The following is a 24,586-nucleotide window of genomic DNA, read 5'->3' on the forward strand; positions in this document are numbered from 1 at the left end:
CATCGAACGGTCCCTCACAGGAATGTCCCTCGCGGAACTGTCGGAGCCTCAGGTCGGGTCGAAGAAGTCTGTTGGGCGCCCGCGCCAACGGTCGCTGCACCCGCGGTCGCTGCGCCCGCGGTCGCCAAGGGCTCACCCCGCACGTCGGCGAGGACCTCGTCCCAGTCGGCGAGGAACCGGGGCAGGCTGTAGCGGGCCAGTGCGGCCTCCCTGGCGGCGAGCCCGGCTTCGCGGGCCGCGGAGGGCTCGGCGATGAAGCGTCGGGCCGCGGCCGCGAGTTCGCGGACGTCCGAGCTCACGCAGCCGGCGGCTGGGGGGACCGCGCGCCAGGCCTCGGTGGAGCCGAGCGCGACGACGGGCAGGCCCGCCATCATCGCCTCGATGAGCGCGAGCCCAAGCGAGGTCCAGCGGAACGGGTGCAGGTACGCCCTCCGGTGGGCCAGCTCGGCGTGGAGGCGGGCGGTCGGGACGTCGCCGGCCCACCGCAGGCGCGCCGCGTCGATCCCGGTGGCCTCGACCAGGCCGTCGCCGCCCATGCCGTAGACATCGAGCGGGGCCACGTCGGCGAAGCCGCCGAGCAGGTCGGTTCCCGCCACGCGCCAGCGCCGAACGGGTTCGTTGACGACGACGCCGAGCCGCTCGAGCTCGCCCGTGTAGCAGAGCCCCGGGTCGACGACGCCGTGCTCGACGACGTAGGCCGGCGCCTTGCCGCTGTCCCACATGAGGGCGTTGAAGTGCGTCACGTGGACGATCGGGATCTCGCCCTGATCCGCGAGCGGATGGCGCGTCTCGGGCACGGCGCCCTTCGGAATGTTGTGCTCGAGGTAGACCGCAGGTAGGTCGGTCCCCGGGCGCAGGCCCGTGAGTTCGTGCACCCGCTTCGCCTCGTCCGGCCGTTGGAGCACGACGGCGTCGAGCGTGTCAGCGATGGACGCGAGCTCCTCGAGCGGAACCTCGGCCGTGTTCGGCCAGTCCCGGCCGCCGCGGCCCAAGCCCCACGCGGACCGCTCGGCGTCGACCGGGAGCACGTATTCGTGCTCTCCGCGGACGAAGCCGTCGGTCCAGCCGCCGTGGACATGCCAGAGAAGGATCCGCATCAGACGGGCACCGCCTTCGTGTTGTGGGAGACGAGTCGTTCGACGGCGCGGAGCACCTCGTGCGGGGTGACCCCCGCGAGGCACGGATGCCCCGGCACCGGGCAGATGCGCGCACGCGAGCCGGCACAGGCGGCCGACTGGTCGCCGAGGACCTCGACGGCGGACCCTCGGGGGGCCCACGTCCCGGCCGCGACGACGGGAGAGAAGAGGCTTACGACGGGCGTTCGCACCGCCGCGGCCAGGTGTGCGGGGCCGGTGTTCCCGGCGACGACGGCGCTCGCTCCGGCGAGGAGGTCGACGAGGCCCCGGAGGTCAGTCGCGCCGCCGGCGTCGATCCCGTGGGAGCCTGCAACCCGGGCGGTCAGTTCCCGCTCCGTATCGTTCCCGGTGACGACGACGCGGAAGCCGTCGGCAGCGAGCATTGAGACGAGCTCGGCCGCGTGCTCGGGGGGCCACGTCCTCGCGGGGGCGTCCGCACCAGGGTGGACCACGACGTATTCGCCCGAGGGGCGCAACGACGTCCTCGGCTGAGGCACGAGGGCGGGCAGGCCGTCGTCGTCCGCGGGAAGCGCGAAGCCCGCCGCCGCGGCGATGCCCAGCGCACGGTCGACCTCGTGGAGCTCCCACGGGAGGTCGCGGCTCGTGAGCCGCACGTCCAGGAGGCTCCCCGGGTAGTCCTCCGAGAGCGCGGTGATGCGCTGGACGCCGCTGAGGCGCAGCTCGAACGCGAGCGGGAGCGCCGACTGGTGGAAGGACGTGAGGATGACCGCCTCATCGATCCCGGCGTGGTCGAGGAGCCGCTCGAGTCGGCGCACGCGCCGCGGCGTGACGGGAGGGGCCGGGTTGGCGATCCACGGGCAGTCCCACACGAGGTGCTCGTTGACCCCAGGGAGCATCGACGCGACTGCCGCCCCGCGGGGGCCGGTCAGGAGGACAACCTCGGCGTGGGCAGCGACCGCACGGATCGCTGGCCCGGAGAGCACGACGTCTCCGAGGCTGTCGAGCCGCGCGACGAGGACTCGCCTCACGGCCCATTCCCCGCGCTGGCAGTTTCGAGGGACTCCTCAAGCGACTCGCCCAAGGCGAAGAGGACGGCGGAGAGCAGGTCGGGGGCGACGACGGGCGCGGCCTCGACTTCCTCGGGGAGGGTCACGGGCGTCGGGACGAGGATGCCACGCGCTCCGGCGCGCTGGGCGGCCTCCATGTCGGAGCCGATATCCCCCACGACGACAACGTCTGCCGGCGCAACCCGGAGCGCCCGGCACGCCGAGAGGATCAGGCCGGGCCGCGGCTTGCGGCACCTGCAGCCCTGCTCAGGATGGTGGGGGCACACGCGCCACACGTCGAACGGCCCGAGCAGGTCGTCCACCCGCCGATTGACCCGGTAGACGTCGACGGAGCCCATCATGCCGCGCCCCACACCGGACTGGTTCGTGACGACCCCCGTCCGCACGCCGGCAGCACGCAGCTGAGCCAGTGCCTCGGCTGCGCCGGGCACCGGGCGGACCTTTCGCGGGTCTCTGTTGTACGGGACGTCGTCCACGAGGGTACCGTCCCGGTCGAAGAGCACGGCGGCCGGGAGTGGCGTCCGTGGCTGGTCAAGACGGTCTGCTTCCATGACGGGAATCTGCCCCGGGAGAAGCTACAATAAACTTTCTTTTCTCCTGCAGCTTCTCCTCCGAGACCGCTCCCCGGCCAAGCGGAGGAATTTCGATTCGCTCAAGCCAAGGGCATTGTCGCTTTCGATGATGGAGGCCGCCGTGACAGCGGGTTCAGAACGACCCGTCCTACTGGTGCTCCGAGCGCTCAAGCTCGGTGACCTGCTCGTCTCCGTGCCGGGCCTGCGTGGCCTGCGCGCGGGGTTCCCCGACCACGAGCTCGTGCTCGCGGCACCGAAGTGGCTCGAGCCGGTCATTCCGCTCGTGGGCGGCATCAACCGGCACCTCCCGACCCCGGGCCTCGACGGCCCCATCCCCTACACGGGGAGGGTGGACGTCGCCGTGAACTTCCACGGGAAGGGCGTCGAGAGCCGGACCCGGCTCGAGGAGCTCGCCCCTGAGCACCGCATCGGCCACCGGGCCCCGGGGTGGGCCGGCCCCGAGTGGGACGACACGCTCCATGAGCGCGAGCGGTGGGTGCGCCTCCTGAACTGGCACGGGCTGCCCGGGCGGCCCGACGACTACCGCCTGTTCCCGCCCGAGGTCTCGGCACCGGTCGAGGGCGCGACGCTCCTCCACGTCGGGGCCGCCTACGGGAGCCGGCGCTGGCCGGTCGAGCGGTTTGCCGGCGTCGCCCACGAGCTCCGACTCCAGGGCCACGACGTGCTCCTGACCGGCGGTGAGGAAGACCGGGGCCGGGCCACCGCCGTCGCCCGCGGCGCCGGCCTGCCGGACTCCGCCGTCGTCGCCGGCCGCTGGAACCTCTCCGAATTCTTCGCAGCGGTCGCCGCGGCCCGCCTCGTCGTCACCGCCGACACGTCCGCGGGGCACATCGCGACGGCGTACGGGACGCCGTCCGTCGTCATCTTCGGGCCCGCGACCCCCGAGCAGTGGGGGCCGCCCGAGGACGGCCCCCACGTCGTGCTCACCGACCCGGCCGTGCGGCACGGCGACCCGTTCGCGGACCTCCCCGACCCAGCGATGCTCGCGGTGTGGCCCGGGCACGTGCTCGACGCCGTCGCCCGCCTCGAGGAGCGCGGGACGGCCCAGGAGCCGAGGCACCTCGCCGCGCCGTAGCGCCGCTGCCAGATCGTTTTGCTTCACGCTGGCCGGGTAGGGCGCCCATGGTGGGGTACGCCGAGGGGAAGGAACGACTGTGCCTGATCGCGTGGAGGAAGTCCCGGACCGCATCAAGGACGTCTGGGGCAGGCGAACTCCCGTCGAGCAGGGCGGGGAGTGGCCCGTCCGCGTCGACGTCCAGCTCGCGGAGGGTCTCACAGAGTCCGACGTCGACCGGTGGGTGCAGTCGGCGTGCGTCCTCTGCAGCAACGGCTGCGGGTGCGACATCGCGGTCAAGGACGGACGCATGGTGGGCGTCCGCGGACGCGAGATCGACGCCGTCAATCACGGCAGGCTCGGCCCGAAAGGCCTGTACGCGAGCTGGCAGGGCGTCTCGAACCCCGACCGGCTCAGGACGCCGCTCGTGCGCAAGGGCGGCCAGCTCGTCGAGGCGAGCTGGGACGAGGCGATGGGGCGGATCGTGGAGCGCAGCAAGGCGCTGCTCGAGGAGCGCGGGCCGCTCAGCCACGCGTTCTACACGAGCGGGCAGCTGTTCCTCGAGGAGTACTACGCCCTCGCTGTCGTCGGCAAGGCCGGCATCGGGACGCCCCACATGGACGGCAACACGCGCCTCTGCACCGCGACCGCCGCGCAGGCCCTGAAGGAGAGCTTCGGGGCCGACGGACAGCCGGGCTCGTACGAGGACATCGAGCACTGCGACGCGATCTTCCTGTTCGGGCACAACATGGCCGAGACCAACACGATGCTGTGGGCACGGGTCCTCGACCGCCTTGCGGGGCCGCAGCCGCCCCTTGTCGTGTGCGTCGACCCGAGGGTCACCCCGGTCGCCCAGGCGGCCGACGTCCACCTTGCCGTGAAGACCGGCACCAACCTCCCGCTCATGTACGCGCTCATCCGCGAGGTCATCCGGAACGGCTGGACCGACGACGACTACATCGCCGAGCACACGACCGGCTTCTCCGAGCTTGCCGCGGCAATCGAACCGTGGACGCCTGAGGCCGCCGCCGAACGATGCGGCGTCGACGCCGCGGACATCCGCCGCGCCGCCGAGATCTTCGGAACCTCGCAGCGCGTCCTCTCGACCGTCCTGCAGGGCTTCTACCAGTCCACCCAGGCCACTGCATCCTCGTGCCAGGTCAACAACCTCCACCTCCTGCGCGGCCTGCTCGGGAAGCCCGGCTGCGGCGTCCTCCAGATGAACGGGCAGCCGACGGCGCAGAACAACCGCGAATGCGGGGCCGACGGCGACCTGCCGGGCTTCCGCAATTGGGAGAACCCCGAGCACATCCAAGAGCTCGCGAAGCTCTGGGATGTGGACCCCGGGATCATTCCCCACTGGGCTGCGCCCACCCACGCCCTCCAGATCTTCCGCTACGCGGAGCAGGGCTCCATCAACTTCCTCTGGATCTCCGCAACGAACCCCGCCGTCTCGATGCCGAACCTCGGCCGCATGCGTGACATCCTCCGCAAGCCCGAGCTCTTCCTCGTCGTCCAGGACCTGTACCTGAACGAGACGGCACGCGAGGCCGACGTCGTGCTGCCCGCCGCGGGCTGGGGCGAGAAGACGGGGACGTTCACGAACGTCAACCGCACCGTGCACCTCTCGGACAAGGCCGTCGAGCCGCCCGGGGAGGCACGCAGCGACCTCGACATCTTCCTCGACTACGCACGCAGAATGGACTTCCGCCGGCTCGACGGCTCCCCGCTGCTCCCGTGGACCTCGCCCGAGGAGGTCTTCAACGCGTGGCGAGAGTGTACCCGCGGGCGCCCCTGCGACTACACCGGGCTCAGCTACGAGCGCCTGCGGGGCGACACCGGGCTCCAATGGCCTTTCCCCGAGGGGGCCGAAAAGGGCACGGTGCGGCTCTACACTGACGGAGTGTTCCCGACGGCGCCGGACTACTGCGAGACGTATGGCCATGACCTCGTCACGGGCGCGACCGTCGGTCCGCAGGCGGTCAAGGCGGGGCGCTACGACGGCCGGGCCAGGTTCAAGACCGCGGACGTCGTACCGCCGGCAGAGGTGCCGGATGAGGAGTATCCGTTCCACTTCACGACCGGCCGCACCGTGTACCACTTCCACACCCGCACCAAGACGGCCCGCGCACCCGAACTCCGGCGCGCCGCGCCCGAGGCGTGGTTCGAACTGTGCGCCGAGGACGCCGCCCAACTCGGGGCGGACGACGGCGACTTCCTCCGCGTGACGTCGCGGCGCGGCGAGGCCATCGCGCGGCTGCGGATCAAGAAGATGGCGCGGGGCACGGTCTTCGAACCGTTCCACTACGGCTACTGGGACGTCGGCGGCACTCCCGACGGAAGGCCCCGGGCGGCCAACGAGCTCACGATCACGGAGTGGGACCCCGTCTCGAAGCAGCCCGTCTTCAAGACCGCGGCCGTCCGGGTCGAGGTCATAGGTCCGGAACTCGTGGGAGGCAAAGCATGAGGATCGCCGTCTACCTCGGCCTGCTCGATCGTTCCGAGCAGAGCCTCGCGGAGAGCTACCGCCAAGTCGCCGAAGGGCACGGCGACGAGCCTGACATCCGGGAACTCACCCAGCTGCTCGCCCGGCAGTGCGACGCCCACGTGCATGCGCTTGCCCCGATCATCGAGCGGTACGGCGAGGCCGAGGCCGACGACGAGCCCGAGCGCCTCCACGCCGACACCCTGTCCGAGACGCGCAGCGGCCCCGTCGGGCTCATTCGCGACCTCCAGGACCTGCACCTCCTCGCGACGCTCGCTCATTCATCGTGGACCATGGTCGGTCAGGCGGCCGAGGCGCTCCGCGACAAGGAGCTCCACGAGACCGTGCAGCAGTGCAGCCAGCAGCTCCAGGGCCAGCTGCGCTGGCTCCAGACGCGCATGAAGCAGGCCGCGCCCCAGGCTCTGGCGCTCAAGGGATGAGCGAAGGTGGGGGCGAAGCTCTGAAGGACTACTCGGCAACCGCATACTGGACCGTCGGGCCGCGGCAGGGCGAACTGCGGCGCGAGACCCTGGAACCGCCGCGCGAGGGCGAGGCCCTCGTCCGGACGCTGTACTCGGGCCTGAGCCGCGGCACGGAACGCCTCGTCCACGCCAACCGCGTCCCTGAGCGTGTGGCCGGCCTCATGCAGGCCCCGCATCAGGAGGGGCACTTCCCGTGCCCCGTGAAGTATGGATACCTCTCGGTCGGCGTCGTCGAGGAGGGCCCCGCCGAGCTCGTGGGCCGCACCGTCTTCTGCCTGTACCCCCATCAGGACCGCTACGTGGTCCCCGCGGCCGAGCTCGCCGTCGTCCCCGACGGCGTGCCCGCGCACCGGGCCGTGCTCGCGGGAGCGGTCGAGACCGCGGTCAACGCACTGTGGGAAGCGAGCCCCCGCATCGGCGACCGGGTCGCCGTCGTCGGCTGCGGCCTCGTGGGCGGCGCGGTGCTCGCGCTCCTGCGCCGCTTCCCGCTCTCGCGGCTCGAGGCGGTCGACGCCGACCCGACGAAGGCGGCATTCGCGGAGCGGCTGGGGGTCGACTTCGCGTCGCCGGAGGAGGCGCACGACGATTGCGACGTCGTCGTCCACTGCTCGGCGAGCGCGCCCGGCCTCGCTCGGTGCCTCGAGCTCGTCGGGGACGACGGCGAGATCATCGAGCTCTCGTGGTACGGCGAGCAGCCGGTAAGCGTCCCGCTCGGCGCCGACTTTCACGCGCGCAGGCTCTCCCTCCGGGCGAGCCAAGTCGGCCAGGTCGCGCTGCCCCGCCGGCACCGGCGCACCACGGCCCAGCGACTCGCGCTCGCCCTCGAGCTGCTCGAGGACCCGGTCTTCGACGCGTTTCTCGGGGGTCCCACCGACTTCGAGGACCTTCCCGAGGCCATGGACGGGCTAGCCTCGGGGAAGTCGGGAACCGAGGGGAACGAGACCGGCCTGTGCCACGTCATCCGGTATCCGCCAGCAAAGGGAGAGCATGTATTCGCTGACCGTCCGTGACCACATCATGATCGCCCACAGCCTGCCGCGGCCCGCCTTCGGGCCGGCCCAGGGGCTGCACGGGGCGACGTTCGTCGTCGAACTCACCGTGCGGGCGCGCGAGCTCGACGAGAACGCTACCGTCATGGACATCGGCGCGCTCTCGGGTGTGCTCGGCGAGGCGCTCGAGGGCCTGCGCTACCAGAACCTCGACGAGCACCCGGCGTTCGAGGGCAAGCTCTCGACCACCGAGGCCATCGCCCGGCACCTCGCGGAGGATGTCGCGGGGCGGCTGAACGCTCTCGCCGGGGCTGCGGGCGCAGGGCCTGCAGGCGCTGGGGCTGTAGGCGCCGGCGACCGGCTCGTCGGGCTCTCCGTCGTACTCCGTGAGAACCCGGACGCGTGGGCGGGGTACAGCCTGGAACTCCCGTGACGCCCTCGCCTCCCGAGATGCCAGCGCGCATCGACTTCGTCGCCGCGGCGCCGCTGGGCTGGAACTCGGGTGGCAGCGTGTACAACGAGCGCCTCATCGCCGCCCTCCGGGGCGCGGGGGTCACGGTGCACGCGTACAGCCTCACGGGCGACTGGCCCGAGGGAAGCGCCGCCGACCGCGAGCGGCTCGCGAGCCTCCTGCTCGGCCTCGCGGGCGACGCCGGCCGCGTCGTCATCGTCGACGGTCTCGTGGGCCTCGGCTGCCCGGACGAGATCGCCCAGGCCGAGCGTGGGGGCGTGGCCGTCTGGCTCCTTGTGCACGTTTCGCTCGCGGACCTCGCGGTGGGAACCCGCTCTGTCGCCGCGTCCGAGGCTGCCCGGCTCGCTGGGCTCGAGCGAGCCGCCCTCGAGGCGTGCTCCGGGGCCTTCGCGCCGAGCCGGTTCGCGGCGGCGACCCTCGTCGCGCGCTATGGCGTCGAGGCCGTCGTCGCCCATCCCGGCGTCGACCGCGCTCCGCAGGCCCGGGGTTCGAAGCCCCCGCATCTCGTGTGCGTCGCAGCGCTGCTCCCGGCCAAGGGGCAGCTCGTCTTCCTCGAGGCGCTCGACGGCCTCCTCGACCTCCCGTGGAGCGCCTCGCTCGTCGGCTCGGATCAGGCGGACAGGGCGTACGCCCGCGCGGTCCGGCAGGCGGCCGCCTCACCCCAGCTCTCGGAGCGGGTCCGTCTCACCGGGGAGCTGCGCGGCCCCGCGCTCGACGCCGCGTGGGACGCCGCCGACCTCAGCGTCCTCCCCAGCGCGCACGAAACCTTCGGGATGTCCGTCGTCGAGTCCCTCGCCCACGGGGTGCCGGCGTTCGTCCCGGCCGGGACGGGCGCGGAGGAGGCGCTCGCGCTCTCCCTCTCGGGCGGCGCGGGGCTGGCCGGCGCGGTCGGCGAGCTGCGCGACGTCGGCGTCCTCCGCGAACTGCTGCGGACGTGGCTCACCGACGCCGAGAAGAGGGCCTCATTCGGGGCAGCGGCCCGAGCGGCGCGCCCGGCGCTCCCGACGTGGGCGGACACGGCGGCCGCGGTCGCAGCAGGAGTCGGGTCCGCCCGAACTCCCCACGACTAGCGCCGACCTAGCACCGAACTCCCCACCCTTCGGGCCGCCCAGCGCCCAACTCCGCATCTTCCGCGCCCAACTCCCCACCCTTCGGGCCGGCCAGCGCCCAACTCCCCACCTTCCGCGCCCAACTCCCCAACCCTTCGCGCCGAACTCCCCACCTTCCCCACCGAACTCCCCACCTTCCCCACCGAACTCCCCACCTTTCGGGCCGAACTCCCCACGATTCAGCGGCCGACGACGCGACTCGCCGGGATTTCTCGGCGACACGCCGGCTGGAGCGACTTTGGGCGAATAAAAAGTTGGGGAAGCCGGACCCGAAACTGGGGAACGCGGCGCTGAAACTGGGGAACCCGGCCCCGAAACTGGGAAACCCGGCTCAACCCCGGGAGCCGGGCCCCACTTCCTCGGGGGCCAAAGGTCGTGCAACGGCGAGCACCGAGCCGGAGACGTGGCACGCTTCCTCGGACGCCAGGTAGACGAACGCGTCGAGCTCCTCGAAGTCGGTCATGGCCGGCTCGTGGTGGTGTTCTTGGTCGAAAAGGGGCTCGAGGTCAGGGTCCCACCGCGGGCCGCCGACCACAGCGTTGACGCGGATGCCGCGGGGGCCGAGCGTCTGTGCCCAGCCCTGAGTGGTCTCGAGAACTGCGGTGGCGAGGGCCTCCTGACCACGGGTGAGGAGCAGCCCTGGTGTCGAGAACGCGACCGTGTTGATGATGCTGGCCCTCTCGTTCAACGCGGGAAGAGCCGCCTCGGTGGCGGTGACGAGGATGGACATCGAGCGCTGGAGGGCCTTTTCGACGCCTCGCCGAACCGCCCAAGGGTTGGACCCTTCTTCGGGAATCCAAGGCGGGCCGGTATTGATGAGCACGTCGACGCCGCCAAGCTCCCTCACCGCGGCCCGCACGATTCGGGTGCTGTCGGGGCCCTCGGCGGAATTGATCGCGACCACGGCCTCCGAGAACGTCAGGACTCGGCCGAGCCTCTGCGTCAGAATCTCGTCTTCGCCGGTGATCAGGACGCGCCGGCCACTGAGCCGGGCATTAGCAGGCATCGATCCACTCCGTCGGTCAACAGCCTCAACGACTGTGCGGTCAGGGATGTCTGCTCTCGGCATTCCACCGCAAGCAGGGTCAACATCATAATTCAGCATTCCACACGCTAGTTATGCGGAGGACATTCCTCCCCACGTCACCCCGCCGTTACCCCGCCGTCCCTGAAAATAACCTCCTTCTGCAATGTGTCGCGGGGCGTTTTGGGGCAGGTGGGTGGGGTAAGAGGCGTTGCAGCAGGGCCGGAATGACAGTCCGGCCCGCAACGAAAGGTGAGAACTGTGAGCTTTCTGGCTTTTCTCATTCTCGGCCTCATTGCCGGCGCGATCGCGAAGGCTCTGCTTCCCGGCCGGCAGGGCGGCGGCTGGTTGATAACCCTCCTGCTCGGCGTCGTCGGCGCCATCCTCGGCGGCTGGATCGGCGGGGCGCTGTTCGGCGTCGGCCTCCAGAACTTCTGGAGCATCCAGACGTGGATCGTCGCGATCGTCGGCTCCGTCATCGTGCTCCTCATCTACGGCGCAGTGACCCGCCGTTCGCGTACCTGATCCAAAAGTTCTCACCTGATCCGAGAGACGTGATCAGGGACATGAAAGGTCTGACATGACGGAACGCGATGAGCCCTTCGACGAGGATCGCCTCGGTGCGGAAACCCGCGCCGACCGGCATCACGGGGAGCCCGGCAAGCCGGTCGCCCGGGAGCCCGAAGAGGACGACGTCCCCGCCCGCGACGAGGTCACCCCGAGTTCGAAGGGCCTCGGCGCGATCTGGGGCGACGCGGAGCGAACGCCGCACCCCGGCCCCGTCCGCGAACCGAATGAGACGGACCAGGCGGCCATGGAAGCCGTCGCCGAGGAGTACGACGTCGTCAGCACTGACGAGGGGGAACGGTACCTTGCGCCGAAGGACGGCGAGGCCGACCAGGGCACGACGGACGACTTCCCCGATCACGGATAGGCGATCCACGGATAAGCCGATGCCGGGAATCCCGGGATCCTAGAGACAGGCGGCGGGGCGGAGGCTGGGGCTTCCCCCGCCGTCATCCATGCCCCGCCGTCATCCATGCCGCCGAAAGAAGCCCCCAACGTTGGCCCCGCCGCTCACGCGCGCGGGGCCAATGTCGTGCTGCGCTCCCGCATCTCGGTGAGCAGGCGCGCGACGGCGGCATCCGTCCTCGCGGTCCGGCCTGCACGGTAGGCCTCAAGGAGCAACGGGTCGACGTAGGATCCCCGCGCGACGGCCGGGGTGTTGTTAAGCCAGTTCGAGGCGTCGTCGATCGCCTTCTTCCACGCGGCGTCGGCGTTCCGGCCTGCGGCGAGGCTCGCGTCGAGGGACGCAGCGGCGACGGCGGTCCCCCGCCACGTGCGGAGGTCCTTCGCGCTCGCGTCCATCCCCGCGATGTCGCGGAGGTACTCGTTGACCGAGGAGGCGCCGATGCGCTGGAAGGAGCCGCCGTCGTCGTACCCCATCGCCGGCCGGCTCCCGCGCCGGCGCGGAAGGCTCTCGAGGTAGGCGGCCAGATCCGAATCCCGCAGTTGGAAGCGCCACGTGCTGCCGGACTTGCCCGGAAAGTCAAACGCGATCCGCCCCTCCTGGACCTTGATGTGGCGGCGTTGGATCGTCGTGACGCCGAACGTGCCGTTCTCTCGCGCGTAGCGCCGGCTGCCCACGCGCACGCCAGCCCGGTCGATAAGGCGGATCGCGGCCGCGAGGGCCTGAATACGCGACCCCCGATCGCCGCGCAGGTCCCGCGTCACAGCGCGGCGAATGTGCGGGAGCCTGTGCGCGAGCGCGAGCGCCCGATCGAACTTGCGGGCCTCCTGCCGAGCGCGCCAGGCGGCGTTGTAGAGGTACTGGGTGCGTCCCGCCGCGTCGACGCCCATGGCCTGCAGCTTCGCCTTGGGCGAGGCCGCGATCTTGACGTTCCGCCACGCGGGCGGGATCGCGAGTGAGCGGACACGCTCGAGCTCGCTCGGCGGGAGACGCTCACCGTTCTCATCCAGATAGGTGAAGCCACGGCCCGCGCGGCGCCGCGTCCAAGCGGTGCGGAGGGATCTGTGAGTGCGGACCACTGGCCGCATTTACCCCGGATTTCCGCGGTTCAACCACTTTCCGCGGTCCTTGCACGGCGGGTTCCGCGGCCCCGCACCCGGGCGTATCGTGAGCCGTGGATCAAGCCGTTGGTCCATGTCCGCGTTCCACCATTCTCGGAGGCCGCACGCATGTCCGACCGCACGAACGAACCCGACAACCCCCAAGAAGTCCACCCGGCCAGCGAGAAGCCGCCCCAGGACCAGGATGCGCCCGGAACAACCGCAGAGACCGAGCCGAGTCCGGATCACGGCGAACAGACCTACGAGGGGCACGGGCGGCTCGAGGGCCGCGCGGCACTCATCACGGGCGGCGATTCCGGGATCGGGCGGGCCGTTGCGATTGCGTTCTCGCGCGAGGGGGCTGACGTGGCTCTCACCCACCTCCCGAAAGAGCGCGAGGACGCAGAGTCGACGGCGTCGATCGTGCGGGACGCGGGGCGCGGCGCCCTGACGCTCGACGGCGATCTCCGCGACGAGGACTACGCCGCCTCACTCCCCCGCCGCGTCCTCGACGAGTTCGGCCGCCTCGACGTCCTCGTGCTCAACGCCGCCTACCAGCAGGCGCGCGACGGCATCGACACCGTCGAGACAGCCGAGTTCGACCGCGTGCTCAAGACGAACCTCTACAGCCAGTTCTGGATCCTGCGCGCGGCGCTTCCGCACCTTCAGCCCGGAGCGTCCATCATCATCACGAGCTCGATCCAGGCCGCCCAGCCCTCGCCGAGCCTCTTCGACTACGCCATGACGAAGGCAGCGCAAGTGGCGCTCGTCAAGGCGCTCGCCCCGGAACTCGGTCAGAAGGGGATCCGGATCAACGCCGTCGCCCCCGGGCCCGTATGGACCCCCCTCATCCCCTCAACAGGCTGGCCGGACCACGTGCCGGAATTCGGCAAGGACAGCCCGCTGGGCCGCCCCGCCCAGCCTGCCGAGCTCGCCCCCGCCTACGTTCTGCTCGCTTCGGACGAGGCGTCGTACATCTCAGGCGCCGTCGTCCCTGTCACAGGAGGACAGCCCTTCTAGAAGAAAGGAAGCCCATGAAGCTCATCCCCTCCCGGGGTCCCGCAAGCCGATTGGTTGCCCAAACACCCGCACCCAGAGGTATCCAGCGGCTCGTCCGCAACGTCGAGACAGGGCGCTTCGAGCGCACTCTCTCCGGCCTCACGGCCGCCGGAGCGCTCGTCACGGCGGCGGAGATCTATCTCGAGCACGACAGAGCGAGCTTCGGAGACCCATGGATGTGGGCGCCCGTTGTGCTCGGCCCGGTGGGGGCGGCGGCGGGGGTCGCCGGCGTCGTGAGCACACGCATGGCGCACACGGCGCTTCCACTCGCGAGCGTCGCGATCATCGCCAACGGGCTCCAGGGCACGTACCTCCACCTGCGCGGGATCGCGCAGCGTCCCGGCGGCTTCAAGGAGTTCCGCTACAACTCGGAGATGGGGCCGCCGCTCCTCGCCCCGCTGCTCGTGACGCTCGTCGGGGGGATGGGGCTTCTGGCGTCTGTCCTGAGGAGGGAGTCGTGACCCTTCCACTACCAGAGGACGACGGCGGCGGCCGCTTTCCGGGGCAGCGTTCGCTCGAGCTGAGGGACCACTGGGACGAGGCGACGTCCTCGCTCATCCTCTCCCGCGTGGGGCGGCCGCCGGACGTGTGCTTCTTCAACGCCGAGGAGGAAGGGATCGCCGCAGCAATGCTCAATCAGCTCGTAGGCCAGGAGGGCGAGCCGCGCGTTCCGCTCATCAACGTCGTCGACGCGCGTCTGGCCGCCGGCGAGACCGACGGTTGGCGGTACGCGGACCTCCCCGAGGACGGCGAGGTGTGGCGGCGGTCGGTCCGATTCATCGACGAGGACGCGCGCGAGCGCTACGGCGTCGGGTTCGCGGACGCGACGGCGGCCCAGCAGGAGGCCGTGCTCGAGGCGGTCCACGGGACCGAGGGCCAATGGCACGGCATGCCTGCCGGGCACGTCTGGAACCTGTGGCTCCGCTACGCGTGCACCGCGTTCTACGCCCACCCCTGGGCGTGGGACGAGATCGGCTTCCCGGGGCCGGCGTATCCCCGCGGGTATTCGAACCTCGGGGTCGGCAAGCGCGAGCACTTCGAGGTTCGGGATGCACGTCCCGGTGAGCAGGCATGAGGGGCCCCAACCCGCTCGTGACCGTCCGGACGCTCGCGAACGTCAAGGCCCGCAACGAGTCCGCGTGGCTGCTTCCCGTCTCGAGCCCGGATGTCACCGAGCGCATGCGGCGCTACGCGGACGACGACGAGGTGGACCTCGTGATCGTCGGCTGCGGCGCGGGCGGGTCGACCGTCGCGCAACGCCTCGCGCGGGAGGGCTGGTCCGTCGTCGTCCTCGAGGCAGGGCCGTTCTGGGAGCCGGAGCGGGACTGGGTGAGCGACGAGGCCGGATCCCACCACCTCTACTGGACCGAGCCCCGCGTGATCGACGGCGAGGACCCCGTTCCTCTCGGCTCCAACAACTCGGGCCGAGGAGTGGGCGGGTCGATGGTGCACTTCGCCGGCTACGCACCGCGTTTCCATCCGAGCGACTTCCACACCGAGTCCTCGGACGGCGTGGGCGCCGACTGGCCGCTCGACTACGAGGACCTCCGTCCGTACTACGAGGACATGGAGGAGGAGCTCCCGGTCGCGGGCCAGGACTGGCCGTGGGGCGAGCCGCACAGCTATCCGCACAGTCCGCACCCGGTGGGCGGCAACGGCGAGGTGTTCCTGCGCGGTGCGGAGAAGTGCGGGATCGAAGCTCGCGTCGGTCCCGTCGCGATCTCGAACGGCCGTTTCGGCCACCGCCGGCACTGCATCTACCGCGGGTTCTGCCTTCAGGGCTGCAAGGTCGACGCGAAGGCGTCGCCGCTCATCACCCACGTCCCCGACGCGATCGCGCACGGCGCGGAGATCCGGGCGAACTCGACCGCAACCCGGATCGACGTCGACGAGCGCACCGGCTTGGCGACTGGCGTGCATTTCGTGCAGGGCGGCGTCGAACGCTTCCAGCGGGCCCGGAACGTCGCGGTCGCCGCGTATTCGATCGAGACGCCGCGGCTCCTGCTGAACTCGTCGTCACCGCGCTTCCCGGACGGGCTGTGCAACGACTTCGACTTCGTGGGCCGGTACCTCATGGTCCAGGGAGCGCCCCAGACCGGCGGGAGGTTCGAGGACGAGGTGCGCATGTACAAGGCGCCACCGCCCGAGGTCAGCACGGAGCAGTTCTACGAGACGGATCCGTCCAAGCCGTACAAACGCGGCTTCTCGATCCAGACCGTCTCGCCGCTTCCCATCACGTGGGCCGAGCACATCGCGGCACAGGGCCATTGGGGCCGGGAGCTGCGACGCCGCATGAGCGACTACGTGCACTGGGCGTGCCTGGGTGCGCTGTGCGAGTTCCTGCCGCTTCCGGGCAATCGGGTCACGCTCGACGCCGAGAAGGATCGGCGCGGCATGCCCGTCGCCCATGTGACGTACAGCCGCGGCGGCAACGACAAGCGCCTCATGAAGGCGGCCCAGGAGACGATGGAGCAGATCCTTAAGGCGGCTGGCGCGAGCGAGGTCATGACGATCGAGCGCTACGCCCACCTCGTGGGCGGCGCCCGGATGGCGGCGGACCAGGAGCATGGCGTGGTCGACGCCGACTGCCGGACCTTCGCCGTACCGAACCTCTTCCTCACGGATGGGAGCGTCCTGCCCACCCAAGGCAGTGCGAATCCGGCCTTGACGATCATGGCCCTCGCCGCGAGGACGGCTACGAGGCTTGCAGCGGGTGCCCGGCAGGGCGTCCGTCGGCCCACCGAAACGTTCACACTCCAGAAGGAGAGCTGACATGGCGGAACAGAACGTCGCCGAATTTCTGCTCGAGCGACTCAGGGCATGGGACGTCGATACGGTGTTCGGCTATCCGGGCGACGGCATCAACGGGATCGTGGCCGCGCTCGGCAAGGCCGAGGGACCGCGACTCGTGCAGGCACGGCATGAGGAGATGGCTGCCTTCGAGGCCGTCGGCTATGCGAAGTTCACGGGCCGGGTCGGGGTCTGCATGGCAACGTCCGGCCCCGGGGCCGTCCACCTGCTCAACGGGCTCTACGACGCGAAGCTCGATCACGTGCCGGTTGTCGCGATCGTCGGCCAGACCGCGCGGACGGCCCTCGGCGGATCGTTCCAGCAGGAAGTCGATCTCACGACCCTCTTCAAGGACGTCGCCTCCGATTACGTCCAGCTCGTCACGGTGCCAGAGCAGCTCCCGAACGTCATCGACCGCGCGATCCGGGTCGCGTGCGCACGGCGCGCCCCGACCGCCGTCATCATTCCCGCGGACGTCCAGGACCTCGAGTACTCGGCGCCCACGCACGCGATGAAGATGGTTCCTTCGAGCCTCGGCATCGAGTGGCCGGATGTCCAGCCGGACATGAACGCGATCCGGCGAGCCGCGGAGGTGCTCAATCAGGGCAAGAAGGTCGCGATGCTCATCGGGCATGGCGCCCGCCAAGCCGCCGCCGAGGTCCAGCAGGTCGCCGAGCTCCTCGGGGCGGGAGTCGCGAAGGCTCTGCTCGGGAAGGACTCCCTCCCCGACACGCTGCCCTACGTGACCGGCTCGATCGGCCTCCTCGGAACCCGTCCGAGCTACGAGATGATGCGGGACTGCGACACCCTTCTGACAGTCGGCTCGAGCTTCCCGTACGCGAACTACTTCCCCGAACCGGGGCAGGCGCGCGGCGTGCAGATCGATGTGGACCCGACCATGGTCGGCCTCCGGTACCCCTACGAGGTCAACCTCGTAGCGGATGCCGGCGCGGCGCTGAGAGCCCTCATCCCGCTGCTCGTGCGCAAGGAGGACCGCGGCTGGCGCGAGGACATCGAGGAGAAGGTCGCGCGGTGGTGGGAGGTCATGCACGACGAAGCGCTCGTCGAGGCCGACCCGATCAACCCCCTCCGCGTGTTCTCCGAATGCTCCGAACGTCTCCCCGCGAACGCGATCATCGCCGCGGATTCCGGAAGCGCCGCCAACTGGTACGCGCGGCAGCTCCGGTTCCCCTCCGGGGTCCGCGGAAGCCTCTCCGGCAACCTTGCGACCATGGGGCCGGGCGTGCCCTACGCGATCGGCGCGAAGTTCGGGAATCCCGACCGTCCCGTCATCGCGTTCGAGGGCGACGGAGCGATGCAGATGAACGGCCTTGCCGAACTCATCACGATCGCCCGCTACTGGGAGGAGTGGGAGGATCCGCGGCTCGTCGTCGTCGTGCTCCACAACGACGACCTCAACCAGGTGACGTGGGAACTGCGCGCCTTCAGCGGCTCGCCCACGGTTCCGATGACCCAGGCGATCCCCAGCGTCGACTACGCCGGGTTCGCCGCGGGGCTCGGCCTCGGCGGCATCTCGGTGGACAACCCGGACGCCCTCGGCTCGGCCTGGGACGAGGCGCTCACGGCGACGCGACCCACTGTCCTCGACGTCCGTACGGATCCGAACGTCCCGCCCATCCCGCCGCACGCGACGTTGGAGCAGGCACTCAATGCTGCCAAGAGCGTCGTCCACGGCGACCCCCATCGGTGGGGCTACATCAAGGAGGGCATCAAGACGAAGGCCCAGGAGCTGCTTCCGGGGCATCGGAAGTGAGCGGGGGCAAGCCGGAGAACTCGGTCACGTCGATCCGCGCCTCGGCGTACACCGTCCCGACGGACGGTCAGGAGGGGGACGGGACGTTCGCGTGGGACTCGACCACGATCGTCGTCGTCCACGCCGAGGCGGCTGGCGAGACCGGGATCGGCTACACCTACGGCCCGAAGGCGCTCGTCGGCGTCGTCTCCGAGATGCTGGAGCCAGCCGTCAAGGGGACCGATGCCTTCTCGGTGCGGGCGAGCGCCGAGACGATGGCGCGAGCCCTCCGCAACGCGGGCCAGTCGGGCGCCGCCTCATACGCGGCGTCCGCCGTCGACTGCGCGCTCTGGGACCTCGCCGCGCGGCTCGCAGGCCTGCCGCTGCACCAGTTCCTCGGGGCCGCCCGCTCGGAGGTTCCCGTGTACGGAAGCGGCGGCTTCACCACTTACTCCTACGAGCGGCTCACGGAACAGCTCGTCGGCTGGGTACTCGGGCAGAGCATCCCGCGCGCCAAGATCAAGATCGGTCAGGACCGCGGAACCGACGAGGCCCGCGACATCGAACGCATGCTCATCGCGCGCGAGGCCGTGGGGCCCGAGGCCGAGCTGTTCGTCGATGCGAACGGCGCCTATTCGGCGAAGCAGGCCGTCCGCGTCGCCCAGGCGGCGCGCGAGGCGCAGTTCACGTGGTTCGAGGAGCCCGTCTCGAGCGAGGACCTCGAGGGGCTCCGGTTCGTGCGCCAGTCTGTCGCCGCCGACGTCGCCGCGGGCGAATACCTCACCCGACCCGTCGACGTCGAACGCATGTGCGCCTCGGGCGCCGTCGACTGCCTGCAGGCCGACGTGACCCGCTGCGGCGGCATCACCGGCTGGCTGCGGGCCGCCGCCGTCGCGGATGCGCACGGTATCGGCTTCTCGGGGCACTGCGCGCCCGCGATCACGGCGGCGCCCGCCGCCGCCGCGCCACGCCTGCGGCACCTCGAGTGGTTCCACGACCACGTCCGGCTCGAGCAGATGCTCTTCGAGGGGACGCTCGACCCCCAAGGCGGCACCATCACCCCGGACGCCGAACGACCCGGCAACGGCCTCGAACTCCGCACTGCGGACGCCGAGCGTTACCGGGTCGCCTAAAAAGCCGGCTTTCGGGGCTTACCCCGCGTCGAAGCGCTCGTCGCCGCGCTCGGCGGCGTCGTCGGTGTCACCACCGGGGGCGCCGCCGTGGCCCATGCTGCCGCCCTCGGGATGGCGCCCGGCCTCCACGATGGCCTCGCTCACCTCAGTCGGCTTCTGATAGGTGCGGTCGGGGATGCCCTCGACCGCGCGGACGACGTTGCTGTCTGCGCCGTTGTCCTTGGCCGCGGAGACCAGCGCCTGCTTGTCGGCCGGGTAGTCGACGCCCTGGAGGAACTTCTGGATCTGGATCGGGTTGACGGTGTCGGTCATGACCTTCCTTCACTCCGGTTTTGCGTGTCCTGCTCGTTTCGGTACTGTGCGTCTCGCGGATTCTGGTACTGGGCGTCCTGCGCGTTTCGGTCCTGCGCATTTCGGTACTGGGCGTCTCGCAGATTCTGGTCCCCGTCTTCGGAACGGACCACATCTTCCTGCGTGCCTTCCGTCCGCACATGGGCGCCGCGCTCGCGGCCCCTCACGGCGTCACGCGCTGCGCTGTCATGGGCTGCGGTGTCACGCGCTGCGATGTCAGGCGCTGCGCTGTCGCGTGCTGCGCTCTCACGCACGCCGCGGCCCCGCGAGTCGTCGTTCGGGCGGTTCTCGACGTCGGGATCGAGCTCGTCGGCGCGCCGGCGCTGCTCTTCGATGTGTTCGCGCCCCTCGCGCGCCGAGCCGGTCTTCTCCTCGGCCTCACGGCGGAGCCGTTCCGCTTCAACCTGGGCTTTCTCGGCCCGCGCACGAGCCTCGAGGCCCTGGGCCTCGCGCTCACGGATATCGAGCTCATGCTGAGCCGCCTCGTCCCGCATGGTCCGGGCGCGGTCTCTCATCTGCTCCTGGTTCCGCGCGGTGCGTCGGCGAGTCAAGGTCAGTGCCACAACGATCACGGCGATGAACACGACGATCGCCACGATGAGCCATACGATCTGACTGGTGTTCACGGGAGCCTCCTCGGTCAGGTATCAGCCCACTACCCACCGGAAGGCCCTCTAACCAGTCACCCGGCGTCAGGAATCGCGCCCGTCTGATGCCCCTCTCACCGTGCGCTGGATCTCGGCGGCGACGGCGAGCGGGTCCTCGTGGCTCCAGAAGCGGAGCACCCGCCACCCGCGCTTGGCCAGCTCCGCCGTCGTCTCCTCGTCCCGTTCGCGGTTGCGGGCGATCTTGGGCCGCCAGTAGTCGACGTTCCGCTTGGGCTCGATGTAATGCTCGGGGCAGCCGTGCCAATAGCAGCCGTCGATGAAGACGGCGACCCGCGCCCGAGTGAAGACGAGGTCCGCCGTTCGCCGCAGCTCCGGCACAGGGCGGGCCGCGACGCGGTAGCGCAGGCCCATCGCGTGGACGGCTCGGCGGACCAAGAGCTCGGGCGCAGTGTCGCGGGAGCGGTTGCCGAGCATCGTCTTCCGGATCGCCGGAGTCGAAGCCCACGAGAGGACGACGCCGGGCACGGCCAGCTCAGCCCCCTCGCCATCAGGCGCCCCGGCTGCGGGCTCCCCGTCCGCGGGCTCCTCCGCAGCAGACTCGGCCGCCACGGGCTCCTCGCTCATGCCTGCCAGCCTACGCCGCCCCGCAAAACCGCCTCTAACGGCCTCCGCTCGCAAAGCCGCCTCCCTCACGGTTGGGCCCCACAACGTCGCGCCCCCAAGACGTCGCGCCCGCCCAAAACGTCGCGCGCCCCCAAACGTCGCGCCCCATAACGTCGCGCCCGCCCAAACCTTCCGCCCGCCCAAACCTTGCGCCCGCCCAAAACGTCGCGCCCGTCCAAAACATCGCGCCGTCACCTCTGCAGGGTGTGCACCCTGCGGAGGTGACGGCGCAAGCGGAAACGCACGACGGCGGTGAGCCGCCAAGATCTGCCAGCCCACCGCCGTCGCCAGCCCACCGCCGTCGCCAGTCCACCGCCGTCGTGCGTTCCCGACCTTGTTTCCTCACGCCAGATCGCGACTCGCCGTCCGACACGCCGCTGGGGACGTGAATCAGCGTCGAAACAAGGTCGGGAACGGACGCGGTCCGGAGCTCAGGGGTTGCAGGCTCAGGGGTTGCAGGCTCAGGGGTTGCAGGCTCAGGGTTGCAGCCTCAGGCGAAGTCGCTGACGGCCGGGTCGGCGCCGATGCGGCCCGCGGCGCCCTTGTCGAGGGCCGCGATCGCGGCGAGGTCTTCGGAATCGAGCCTCACGCCGAGGGAGGCCCAGTTCTGGGCGATGCGCTCCTTCGTGACCGACTTGGGGATCACGACGTTCCCGAGCGCGAGGTGCCACGCGAGGACGACCTGCGGGATCGAGACGCCGTGCTTGTCGGCGATGGCCTGCAGCGCCGGATCGGCCAGGAGGTCCTTGCCCTGCCCCAGCGGGGACCACGACTCGTGCAGGATCCCGCTGGAGGATTCGAACGCCCGCAGCTCGGTCTGCGGGAAGTACGGGTGCGTCTCGACCTGGTTGATCACCGGCAGTACCCCGGTCTCGCGCTCGATCTCCTGGATCGCCTCAACCGTGAAGTTCGAGACCCCGATCGAGCGCACCCGGCCCGCCTCCTGAAGCTTGACCAGCTCCTGCCACGTCTCCACGTACAGGCCCCGCTTGGGCTGGAGCCAGTGGATCAGGTACAGGTCGACGTATTCGAGCCCGAGCTTCTCCAGCGAGGCCTCGAACGCCGGCACCACCTTCCCGGCGCCTTGGTCCGCGTTCCAGAGCTTGGTCGTGACGAACAGGTCATCGCGGGCCAGCCCGGAGGAGGCGATCGCGCGGCCCACGCCCGCCTCGTTGCCGTAGATCGCGGCCGTGTCGATGTGCCGGTAGCCGGCCTCGAACGCCTCGCCCACCACGCGCTCCGCGACCGCGTCCTCGACCTGCCAGACCCCGTAGCCCAGCTGCGGGATCTTGTTGCCGTCATGGAAAGTGAGCACAGGGGATGTCAGGGAATCGGTAGAAGCCATGCCCTCAATCCTGCCATCGGAGCCGCGCTCGATGGAGCCAGTTGCCGGAGTTGTTGCCGCAATTCGCATTTCGCGAAAGCGGGAATAAATCAGCCGGCCACGTATCGCTCGGCGAGCTCCACCTGCTCCAGAACGCTCGCGGCGCGCCGCTGCACGGAGAGCGCACCGACGGGCACCGGACCGACGGCGAGGCTGAGCATCGCCGCCGCCTCCGCCGTCGTCGCCAGTGCATTCCCCGCCTTGGACAGCGCGCGGTGGACCGGGGCGAGATCGCCCGGCACCTCGAATCCGTCGCTGGGGGCGCGCCGCTGGCACGTCACGCAGACCGCACGGACGCGCGGGAGGAGGTCGGATAGCGCGTCGGCGATGACCACGAGCTCGGCGTAGAGCGCGTCGTCGTCGACCCCTTCGAGCACCTGATGGTAACGGTCGAGCCCGCGCTGGAAGCGGTCATGCGCGCGCCGCCACAGTCCCTTGCCAAGCTCCGCGTCGTCGCGGCGCCCGCGCAGAACGTTACCGAGAACTCCCACCGGTGAACTCAGAGGTACTGGCCCGGGCCATGCTCCGGGCGGTCGGACCGCGGACGCTCGTGCTCGAGGCCGCCGGGGGCGCGCTGAGGCTCGCCGTTCTCACCGATCACGACGCCTGGCGCGATCATCGTCCCGGGCGGGAGCTGGCGGAGCTGGACTTGCGAGGCCGCGAGCTGGTGCGCAGCCTGCTGGGCCGCGATCGCCGTCTGGATCCCGTGGAAGAGCCCCTCGAGCCAGCCGACAAGCTGGGCCTGCGCGACCCGGAGTTCCGATTCGGACGGGACGGCGTCGTCGGAGAACGGCAGGGAGATGCGATGGAGTTCGTCGACGAGCTCGGGAGCGAGGCCGTCCTCGAGCTCGTGGATGGAGCGATCGTGGATCTCGGCCAGGCGAGTCCGGGCCGCCTCGTCCAGCGGTGCCCCCTTCACCTCTTCGAGGAGCTGCCGGATCATCGTGCCGATCCGCATGACCTTCGCCGGCTCGTCAACGAGCTCCTGGACGCTCGTCCGCTTCGGGCGCTCCCCCTGCTCGCCGTTGCGAGCGGAGCCTTCGCCGGCGCGGCCAGCGGACTGCGCGCCGTCGTCGTCAAGCGTGGTTCCCACAAAAGGCTCCTCATGTGGACCGCCGTGCGGCGACGTGCTCCCGTGCGCTTCGCTCATGGTGCCCATCCTCTCACGAGGCTCCGACGGCCATGGGTCGAAGGCGAAACGAGGGGCTACATCGTCAGGAGGACCTTGCCCACGTGCTCTCCGGAGTCGAAGTACTCGTGGGCTTTCTGGACGTCCGCGAGCGGGAAGGTCTTGTCCACGAGGGGCTTGATCCGCCCGTCCGCGATGAGCGGCCACACGTGCTCCCGGACGGCGGACATGATGACGCCTTTCTCCCCCACAGGCCGCGGCCGGAGGGCCGTGCCGATGATCGCCGCACGCTTGTTGAGGAGGAGTCCGAGGTTAAGCTCGGCCTTCGCGCCACCTTGGAGTCCGATGACGATGAGGCGGCCGTACGGCGCGAGCGCCTCGACGTTGCGCTCGAGGTACTTCGCGCCGACGACGTCGAGGATCACGTCCGCGCCGCGCCCGTCCGTCGCGTCACGCACGGCCTCGACGAAGTCCTGCTCGCGGTAGTTGATGGCGAGATCGACGCCGAGGAAGGCCCGCGCGGTGCTGACCTTCTCCTCACTCCCGGCCGTCGCGGCGACCCGCGCGCCGAAGGCCTTCGCCATCTGCACCCCCATGGTGCCGATCCCGCCTGTCGCCCCGTGGATCAGGACGAGCTCGTCCCGCTGGAGCTGCGCCGTCATCATGAGGTTCGAATACACGGTGGCCGCGGTCTCAGGCAGGCTCGCGGCCGTGACGAGGTCCACGCCCTCAGGGATGCGCACCACCTGCTCGGCGGGGACGGCGACCTTCTGCGCGTAGCCACCGCCGGCCAGGAGCGCGACGACCCTGTCCCCCGCCGAGAACGGGCGCACGACGTCGGGCCCGAACGCCGAGATGCGCCCCGAGACTTCGAGGCCGGGCACCTCCGAGGCACCAGGCGGCGGAGGGTAGAAGCCGCGCCGTTGCTGGACGTCTGCCCGATTGATCCCGGCGGCGACGACGTCGATGAGCACCTCGCCCGGGCCAGGCACCGGGTCGTCGACCTCGCGAACCTGCAAGGCTTCCGGGCCGCCGGGCTCGGCGATGTAAACGGCCTTCATGCTTCCTCCCGAGGCATCCGGCATCGGTTCCGGATGCCGTCGGTTTCGTCAAGTCTGATGCCTATGAAACACTACTAGGCACAAGGAAGGTTGTCCGAGCGGCCTATGGAGCTGGTCTTGAAAACCAGTGTGCGGTAACCCCGTACCAAGGGTTCAAATCCCTTACCTTCCGCCACACCCTTCGCAGGGCCTTTTGAGTGAGCAGCAGTTGCG

Annotated in this window: 26 protein-coding genes and 1 tRNA gene; 15 read left to right on the forward strand and 12 right to left on the reverse strand. The window is 70.4% G+C overall.

The window, feature by feature from the left end; genetic code table 11:
• Positions 1-14: 14 nt before the first annotated feature.
• The 3 genes from L0M17_RS17285 to L0M17_RS17295 are packed head-to-tail and all read right to left on the reverse strand — an operon-like array spanning position 15 to position 2,715.
• Entirely contained in the window at positions 15-1,097 is a 1,083-nt protein-coding gene (locus L0M17_RS17285) for a glycosyltransferase (RefSeq protein WP_241055647.1), read from the reverse strand.
• A complete protein-coding gene (locus L0M17_RS17290; RefSeq protein ID WP_241055648.1) occupies positions 1,097-2,125 on the reverse strand; it encodes a glycosyltransferase family 9 protein in 1,029 nt (342 codons plus the stop codon). Before L0M17_RS17290 ends, L0M17_RS17285 begins: the two co-directional genes overlap by 1 nt.
• Positions 2,122-2,715, reverse strand: coding sequence for a D-glycero-alpha-D-manno-heptose-1,7-bisphosphate 7-phosphatase (locus L0M17_RS17295; protein WP_241055649.1), 594 nt, complete (start codon positions 2,713-2,715; stop codon positions 2,122-2,124). Before L0M17_RS17295 ends, L0M17_RS17290 begins: the two co-directional genes overlap by 4 nt.
• Before the next feature lie 142 nt (positions 2,716-2,857).
• On the opposite strand from L0M17_RS17295, the gene L0M17_RS17300 reads away from it, so the two are divergent.
• The 6 genes from L0M17_RS17300 (at position 2,858) to L0M17_RS17325 (ending at position 9,309) form a co-directional block, all read left to right on the forward strand.
• On the forward strand, positions 2,858-3,832 hold the full coding sequence (locus L0M17_RS17300; RefSeq protein WP_308196893.1) for a glycosyltransferase family 9 protein: 975 nt from the start codon (positions 2,858-2,860) through the stop codon (positions 3,830-3,832).
• A gap of 79 nt (positions 3,833-3,911) precedes the next feature.
• Positions 3,912-6,278, forward strand: coding sequence for a molybdopterin oxidoreductase family protein (locus L0M17_RS17305; protein ID WP_241055650.1), 2,367 nt, complete (start codon positions 3,912-3,914; stop codon positions 6,276-6,278).
• On the forward strand, positions 6,275-6,736 hold the full coding sequence (locus tag L0M17_RS17310) for a hypothetical protein (RefSeq protein WP_241055651.1): 462 nt from the start codon (positions 6,275-6,277) through the stop codon (positions 6,734-6,736). Before L0M17_RS17305 ends, L0M17_RS17310 begins: the two co-directional genes overlap by 4 nt.
• A complete protein-coding gene (locus tag L0M17_RS17315; protein WP_241055652.1) occupies positions 6,733-7,788 on the forward strand; it encodes a zinc-dependent alcohol dehydrogenase in 1,056 nt (351 codons plus the stop codon). Before L0M17_RS17310 ends, L0M17_RS17315 begins: the two co-directional genes overlap by 4 nt.
• Positions 7,766-8,200 carry a 6-pyruvoyl trahydropterin synthase family protein gene (locus tag L0M17_RS17320; protein WP_241055653.1) on the forward strand — a complete coding sequence of 145 codons (435 nt, stop codon included), beginning with the start codon at positions 7,766-7,768 and terminating at the stop codon, positions 8,198-8,200. The genes L0M17_RS17315 and L0M17_RS17320 overlap by 23 nt, the downstream gene beginning before the upstream one ends.
• Positions 8,197-9,309, forward strand: a complete 1,113-nt coding sequence (locus tag L0M17_RS17325) for a glycosyltransferase family 4 protein (protein ID WP_241055654.1) — start codon at positions 8,197-8,199, stop codon at positions 9,307-9,309. The genes L0M17_RS17320 and L0M17_RS17325 overlap by 4 nt, the downstream gene beginning before the upstream one ends.
• Before the next feature lie 370 nt (positions 9,310-9,679).
• Here L0M17_RS17325 and L0M17_RS17330 read toward each other — a convergent pair whose 3' ends face one another.
• Positions 9,680-10,354 (reverse strand): SDR family oxidoreductase, encoded by a 675-nt coding sequence (locus L0M17_RS17330; protein WP_241055655.1) that lies wholly within the window; start codon positions 10,352-10,354, stop codon positions 9,680-9,682.
• A gap of 279 nt (positions 10,355-10,633) precedes the next feature.
• On the opposite strand from L0M17_RS17330, the gene L0M17_RS17335 reads away from it, so the two are divergent.
• Both L0M17_RS17335 and L0M17_RS17340 read left to right on the forward strand, forming a co-directional pair.
• Positions 10,634-10,897, forward strand: a complete 264-nt coding sequence (locus L0M17_RS17335; RefSeq protein WP_241055656.1) for a GlsB/YeaQ/YmgE family stress response membrane protein — start codon at positions 10,634-10,636, stop codon at positions 10,895-10,897.
• Between the two features lie 55 nt (positions 10,898-10,952).
• Complete coding sequence (locus tag L0M17_RS17340) at positions 10,953-11,306, forward strand: hypothetical protein (RefSeq protein ID WP_241055657.1); 354 nt, start codon at positions 10,953-10,955, stop codon at positions 11,304-11,306.
• A 143-nt stretch (positions 11,307-11,449) separates the two neighbouring features.
• Here L0M17_RS17340 and L0M17_RS17345 read toward each other — a convergent pair whose 3' ends face one another.
• Positions 11,450-12,421: a DNA topoisomerase IB gene (locus tag L0M17_RS17345; protein WP_241055658.1), complete on the reverse strand. Its 972-nt coding sequence runs from the start codon at positions 12,419-12,421 to the stop codon at positions 11,450-11,452.
• Positions 12,422-12,571: 150 nt separating this feature from the next.
• Between L0M17_RS17345 and L0M17_RS17350 the strand changes: the two genes are divergently transcribed.
• Genes L0M17_RS17350 through L0M17_RS17375 form a run of 6 tightly spaced genes read left to right on the forward strand, consistent with a single transcriptional unit; the run spans position 12,572 to position 19,177 of the window.
• Complete coding sequence (locus L0M17_RS17350; protein ID WP_241055659.1) at positions 12,572-13,462, forward strand: SDR family oxidoreductase; 891 nt, start codon at positions 12,572-12,574, stop codon at positions 13,460-13,462.
• A 14-nt stretch (positions 13,463-13,476) separates the two neighbouring features.
• Positions 13,477-13,962: a hypothetical protein gene (locus L0M17_RS17355; protein WP_231567747.1), complete on the forward strand. Its 486-nt coding sequence runs from the start codon at positions 13,477-13,479 to the stop codon at positions 13,960-13,962.
• Complete coding sequence (locus tag L0M17_RS17360; RefSeq protein WP_241055660.1) at positions 13,959-14,576, forward strand: gluconate 2-dehydrogenase subunit 3 family protein; 618 nt, start codon at positions 13,959-13,961, stop codon at positions 14,574-14,576. Before L0M17_RS17355 ends, L0M17_RS17360 begins: the two co-directional genes overlap by 4 nt.
• Positions 14,573-16,273, forward strand: coding sequence for a GMC family oxidoreductase (locus tag L0M17_RS17365; protein WP_241055661.1), 1,701 nt, complete (start codon positions 14,573-14,575; stop codon positions 16,271-16,273). Before L0M17_RS17360 ends, L0M17_RS17365 begins: the two co-directional genes overlap by 4 nt.
• Before the next feature lies 1 nt (position 16,274).
• A complete protein-coding gene (locus L0M17_RS17370) occupies positions 16,275-18,065 on the forward strand; it encodes a thiamine pyrophosphate-requiring protein (RefSeq protein WP_241055662.1) in 1,791 nt (596 codons plus the stop codon).
• Positions 18,062-19,177, forward strand: a complete 1,116-nt coding sequence (locus L0M17_RS17375; protein WP_241055663.1) for an enolase C-terminal domain-like protein — start codon at positions 18,062-18,064, stop codon at positions 19,175-19,177. Before L0M17_RS17370 ends, L0M17_RS17375 begins: the two co-directional genes overlap by 4 nt.
• Before the next feature lie 18 nt (positions 19,178-19,195).
• Here the strand turns inward: L0M17_RS17375 and L0M17_RS17380 are convergent, their stop codons facing one another.
• The 7 genes from L0M17_RS17380 to L0M17_RS17410 form a co-directional block, all read right to left on the reverse strand.
• Complete coding sequence (locus L0M17_RS17380) at positions 19,196-19,489, reverse strand: DUF2795 domain-containing protein (protein WP_241055664.1); 294 nt, start codon at positions 19,487-19,489, stop codon at positions 19,196-19,198.
• Positions 19,486-20,154 (reverse strand): hypothetical protein, encoded by a 669-nt coding sequence (locus L0M17_RS17385; protein WP_241055665.1) that lies wholly within the window; start codon positions 20,152-20,154, stop codon positions 19,486-19,488. The genes L0M17_RS17380 and L0M17_RS17385 overlap by 4 nt, the downstream gene beginning before the upstream one ends.
• 66 nt (positions 20,155-20,220) lie before the next feature.
• Entirely contained in the window at positions 20,221-20,760 is a 540-nt protein-coding gene (locus L0M17_RS17390) for a very short patch repair endonuclease (protein ID WP_308196894.1), read from the reverse strand.
• Between the two features lie 529 nt (positions 20,761-21,289).
• Positions 21,290-22,144, reverse strand: a complete 855-nt coding sequence (locus L0M17_RS17395; protein WP_241055666.1) for an aldo/keto reductase — start codon at positions 22,142-22,144, stop codon at positions 21,290-21,292.
• Positions 22,145-22,233: 89 nt separating this feature from the next.
• Complete coding sequence (locus L0M17_RS17400) at positions 22,234-22,674, reverse strand: hypothetical protein (protein ID WP_241055667.1); 441 nt, start codon at positions 22,672-22,674, stop codon at positions 22,234-22,236.
• Between the two features lie 8 nt (positions 22,675-22,682).
• On the reverse strand, positions 22,683-23,333 hold the full coding sequence (locus L0M17_RS17405; protein WP_241055668.1) for a bacterial proteasome activator family protein: 651 nt from the start codon (positions 23,331-23,333) through the stop codon (positions 22,683-22,685).
• 56 nt (positions 23,334-23,389) lie between these two features.
• Entirely contained in the window at positions 23,390-24,373 is a 984-nt protein-coding gene (locus L0M17_RS17410; protein WP_241055669.1) for an NAD(P)H-quinone oxidoreductase, read from the reverse strand.
• An 84-nt stretch (positions 24,374-24,457) separates the two neighbouring features.
• Between L0M17_RS17410 and L0M17_RS17415 the strand changes: the two genes are divergently transcribed.
• Positions 24,458-24,548: transfer RNA gene (locus L0M17_RS17415), tRNA-Ser, on the forward strand.
• The last annotated feature ends 38 nt before the right edge of the window (positions 24,549-24,586 follow it).

It is taken from the genome of Sinomonas terrae (assembly GCF_022539255.1).
GTDB classification, from domain to species: Bacteria; Actinomycetota; Actinomycetes; order Actinomycetales; family Micrococcaceae; genus Sinomonas; species Sinomonas terrae.

Coding starts and splice junctions, on each gene's coding strand:
- L0M17_RS17315 (WP_241055652.1), top strand. CDS start 6,733: ATGAGCGAAGGTGGGGGCGAAGCTCTGAAGGACTACTCGGCAACCGCA.
- L0M17_RS17340 (WP_241055657.1), top strand. CDS start 10,953: ATGACGGAACGCGATGAGCCCTTCGACGAGGATCGCCTCGGTGCGGAA.
- L0M17_RS17365 (WP_241055661.1), top strand. CDS start 14,573: ATGAGGGGCCCCAACCCGCTCGTGACCGTCCGGACGCTCGCGAACGTC.
- L0M17_RS17310 (WP_241055651.1), top strand. CDS start 6,275: ATGAGGATCGCCGTCTACCTCGGCCTGCTCGATCGTTCCGAGCAGAGC.
- L0M17_RS17380 (WP_241055664.1), bottom strand. CDS start 19,489: ATGACCGACACCGTCAACCCGATCCAGATCCAGAAGTTCCTCCAGGGC.
- L0M17_RS17320 (WP_241055653.1), top strand. CDS start 7,766: ATGTATTCGCTGACCGTCCGTGACCACATCATGATCGCCCACAGCCTG.
- L0M17_RS17395 (WP_241055666.1), bottom strand. CDS start 22,144: ATGGCTTCTACCGATTCCCTGACATCCCCTGTGCTCACTTTCCATGAC.
- L0M17_RS17350 (WP_241055659.1), top strand. CDS start 12,572: ATGTCCGACCGCACGAACGAACCCGACAACCCCCAAGAAGTCCACCCG.
- L0M17_RS17405 (WP_241055668.1), bottom strand. CDS start 23,333: ATGAGCGAAGCGCACGGGAGCACGTCGCCGCACGGCGGTCCACATGAG.
- L0M17_RS17390 (WP_308196894.1), bottom strand. CDS start 20,760: ATGAGCGAGGAGCCCGTGGCGGCCGAGTCTGCTGCGGAGGAGCCCGCG.
- L0M17_RS17295 (WP_241055649.1), bottom strand. CDS start 2,715: ATGGAAGCAGACCGTCTTGACCAGCCACGGACGCCACTCCCGGCCGCC.
- L0M17_RS17370 (WP_241055662.1), top strand. CDS start 16,275: ATGGCGGAACAGAACGTCGCCGAATTTCTGCTCGAGCGACTCAGGGCA.
- L0M17_RS17355 (WP_231567747.1), top strand. CDS start 13,477: ATGAAGCTCATCCCCTCCCGGGGTCCCGCAAGCCGATTGGTTGCCCAA.
- L0M17_RS17330 (WP_241055655.1), bottom strand. CDS start 10,354: ATGCCTGCTAATGCCCGGCTCAGTGGCCGGCGCGTCCTGATCACCGGC.
- L0M17_RS17410 (WP_241055669.1), bottom strand. CDS start 24,373: ATGAAGGCCGTTTACATCGCCGAGCCCGGCGGCCCGGAAGCCTTGCAG.
- L0M17_RS17285 (WP_241055647.1), bottom strand. CDS start 1,097: ATGCGGATCCTTCTCTGGCATGTCCACGGCGGCTGGACCGACGGCTTC.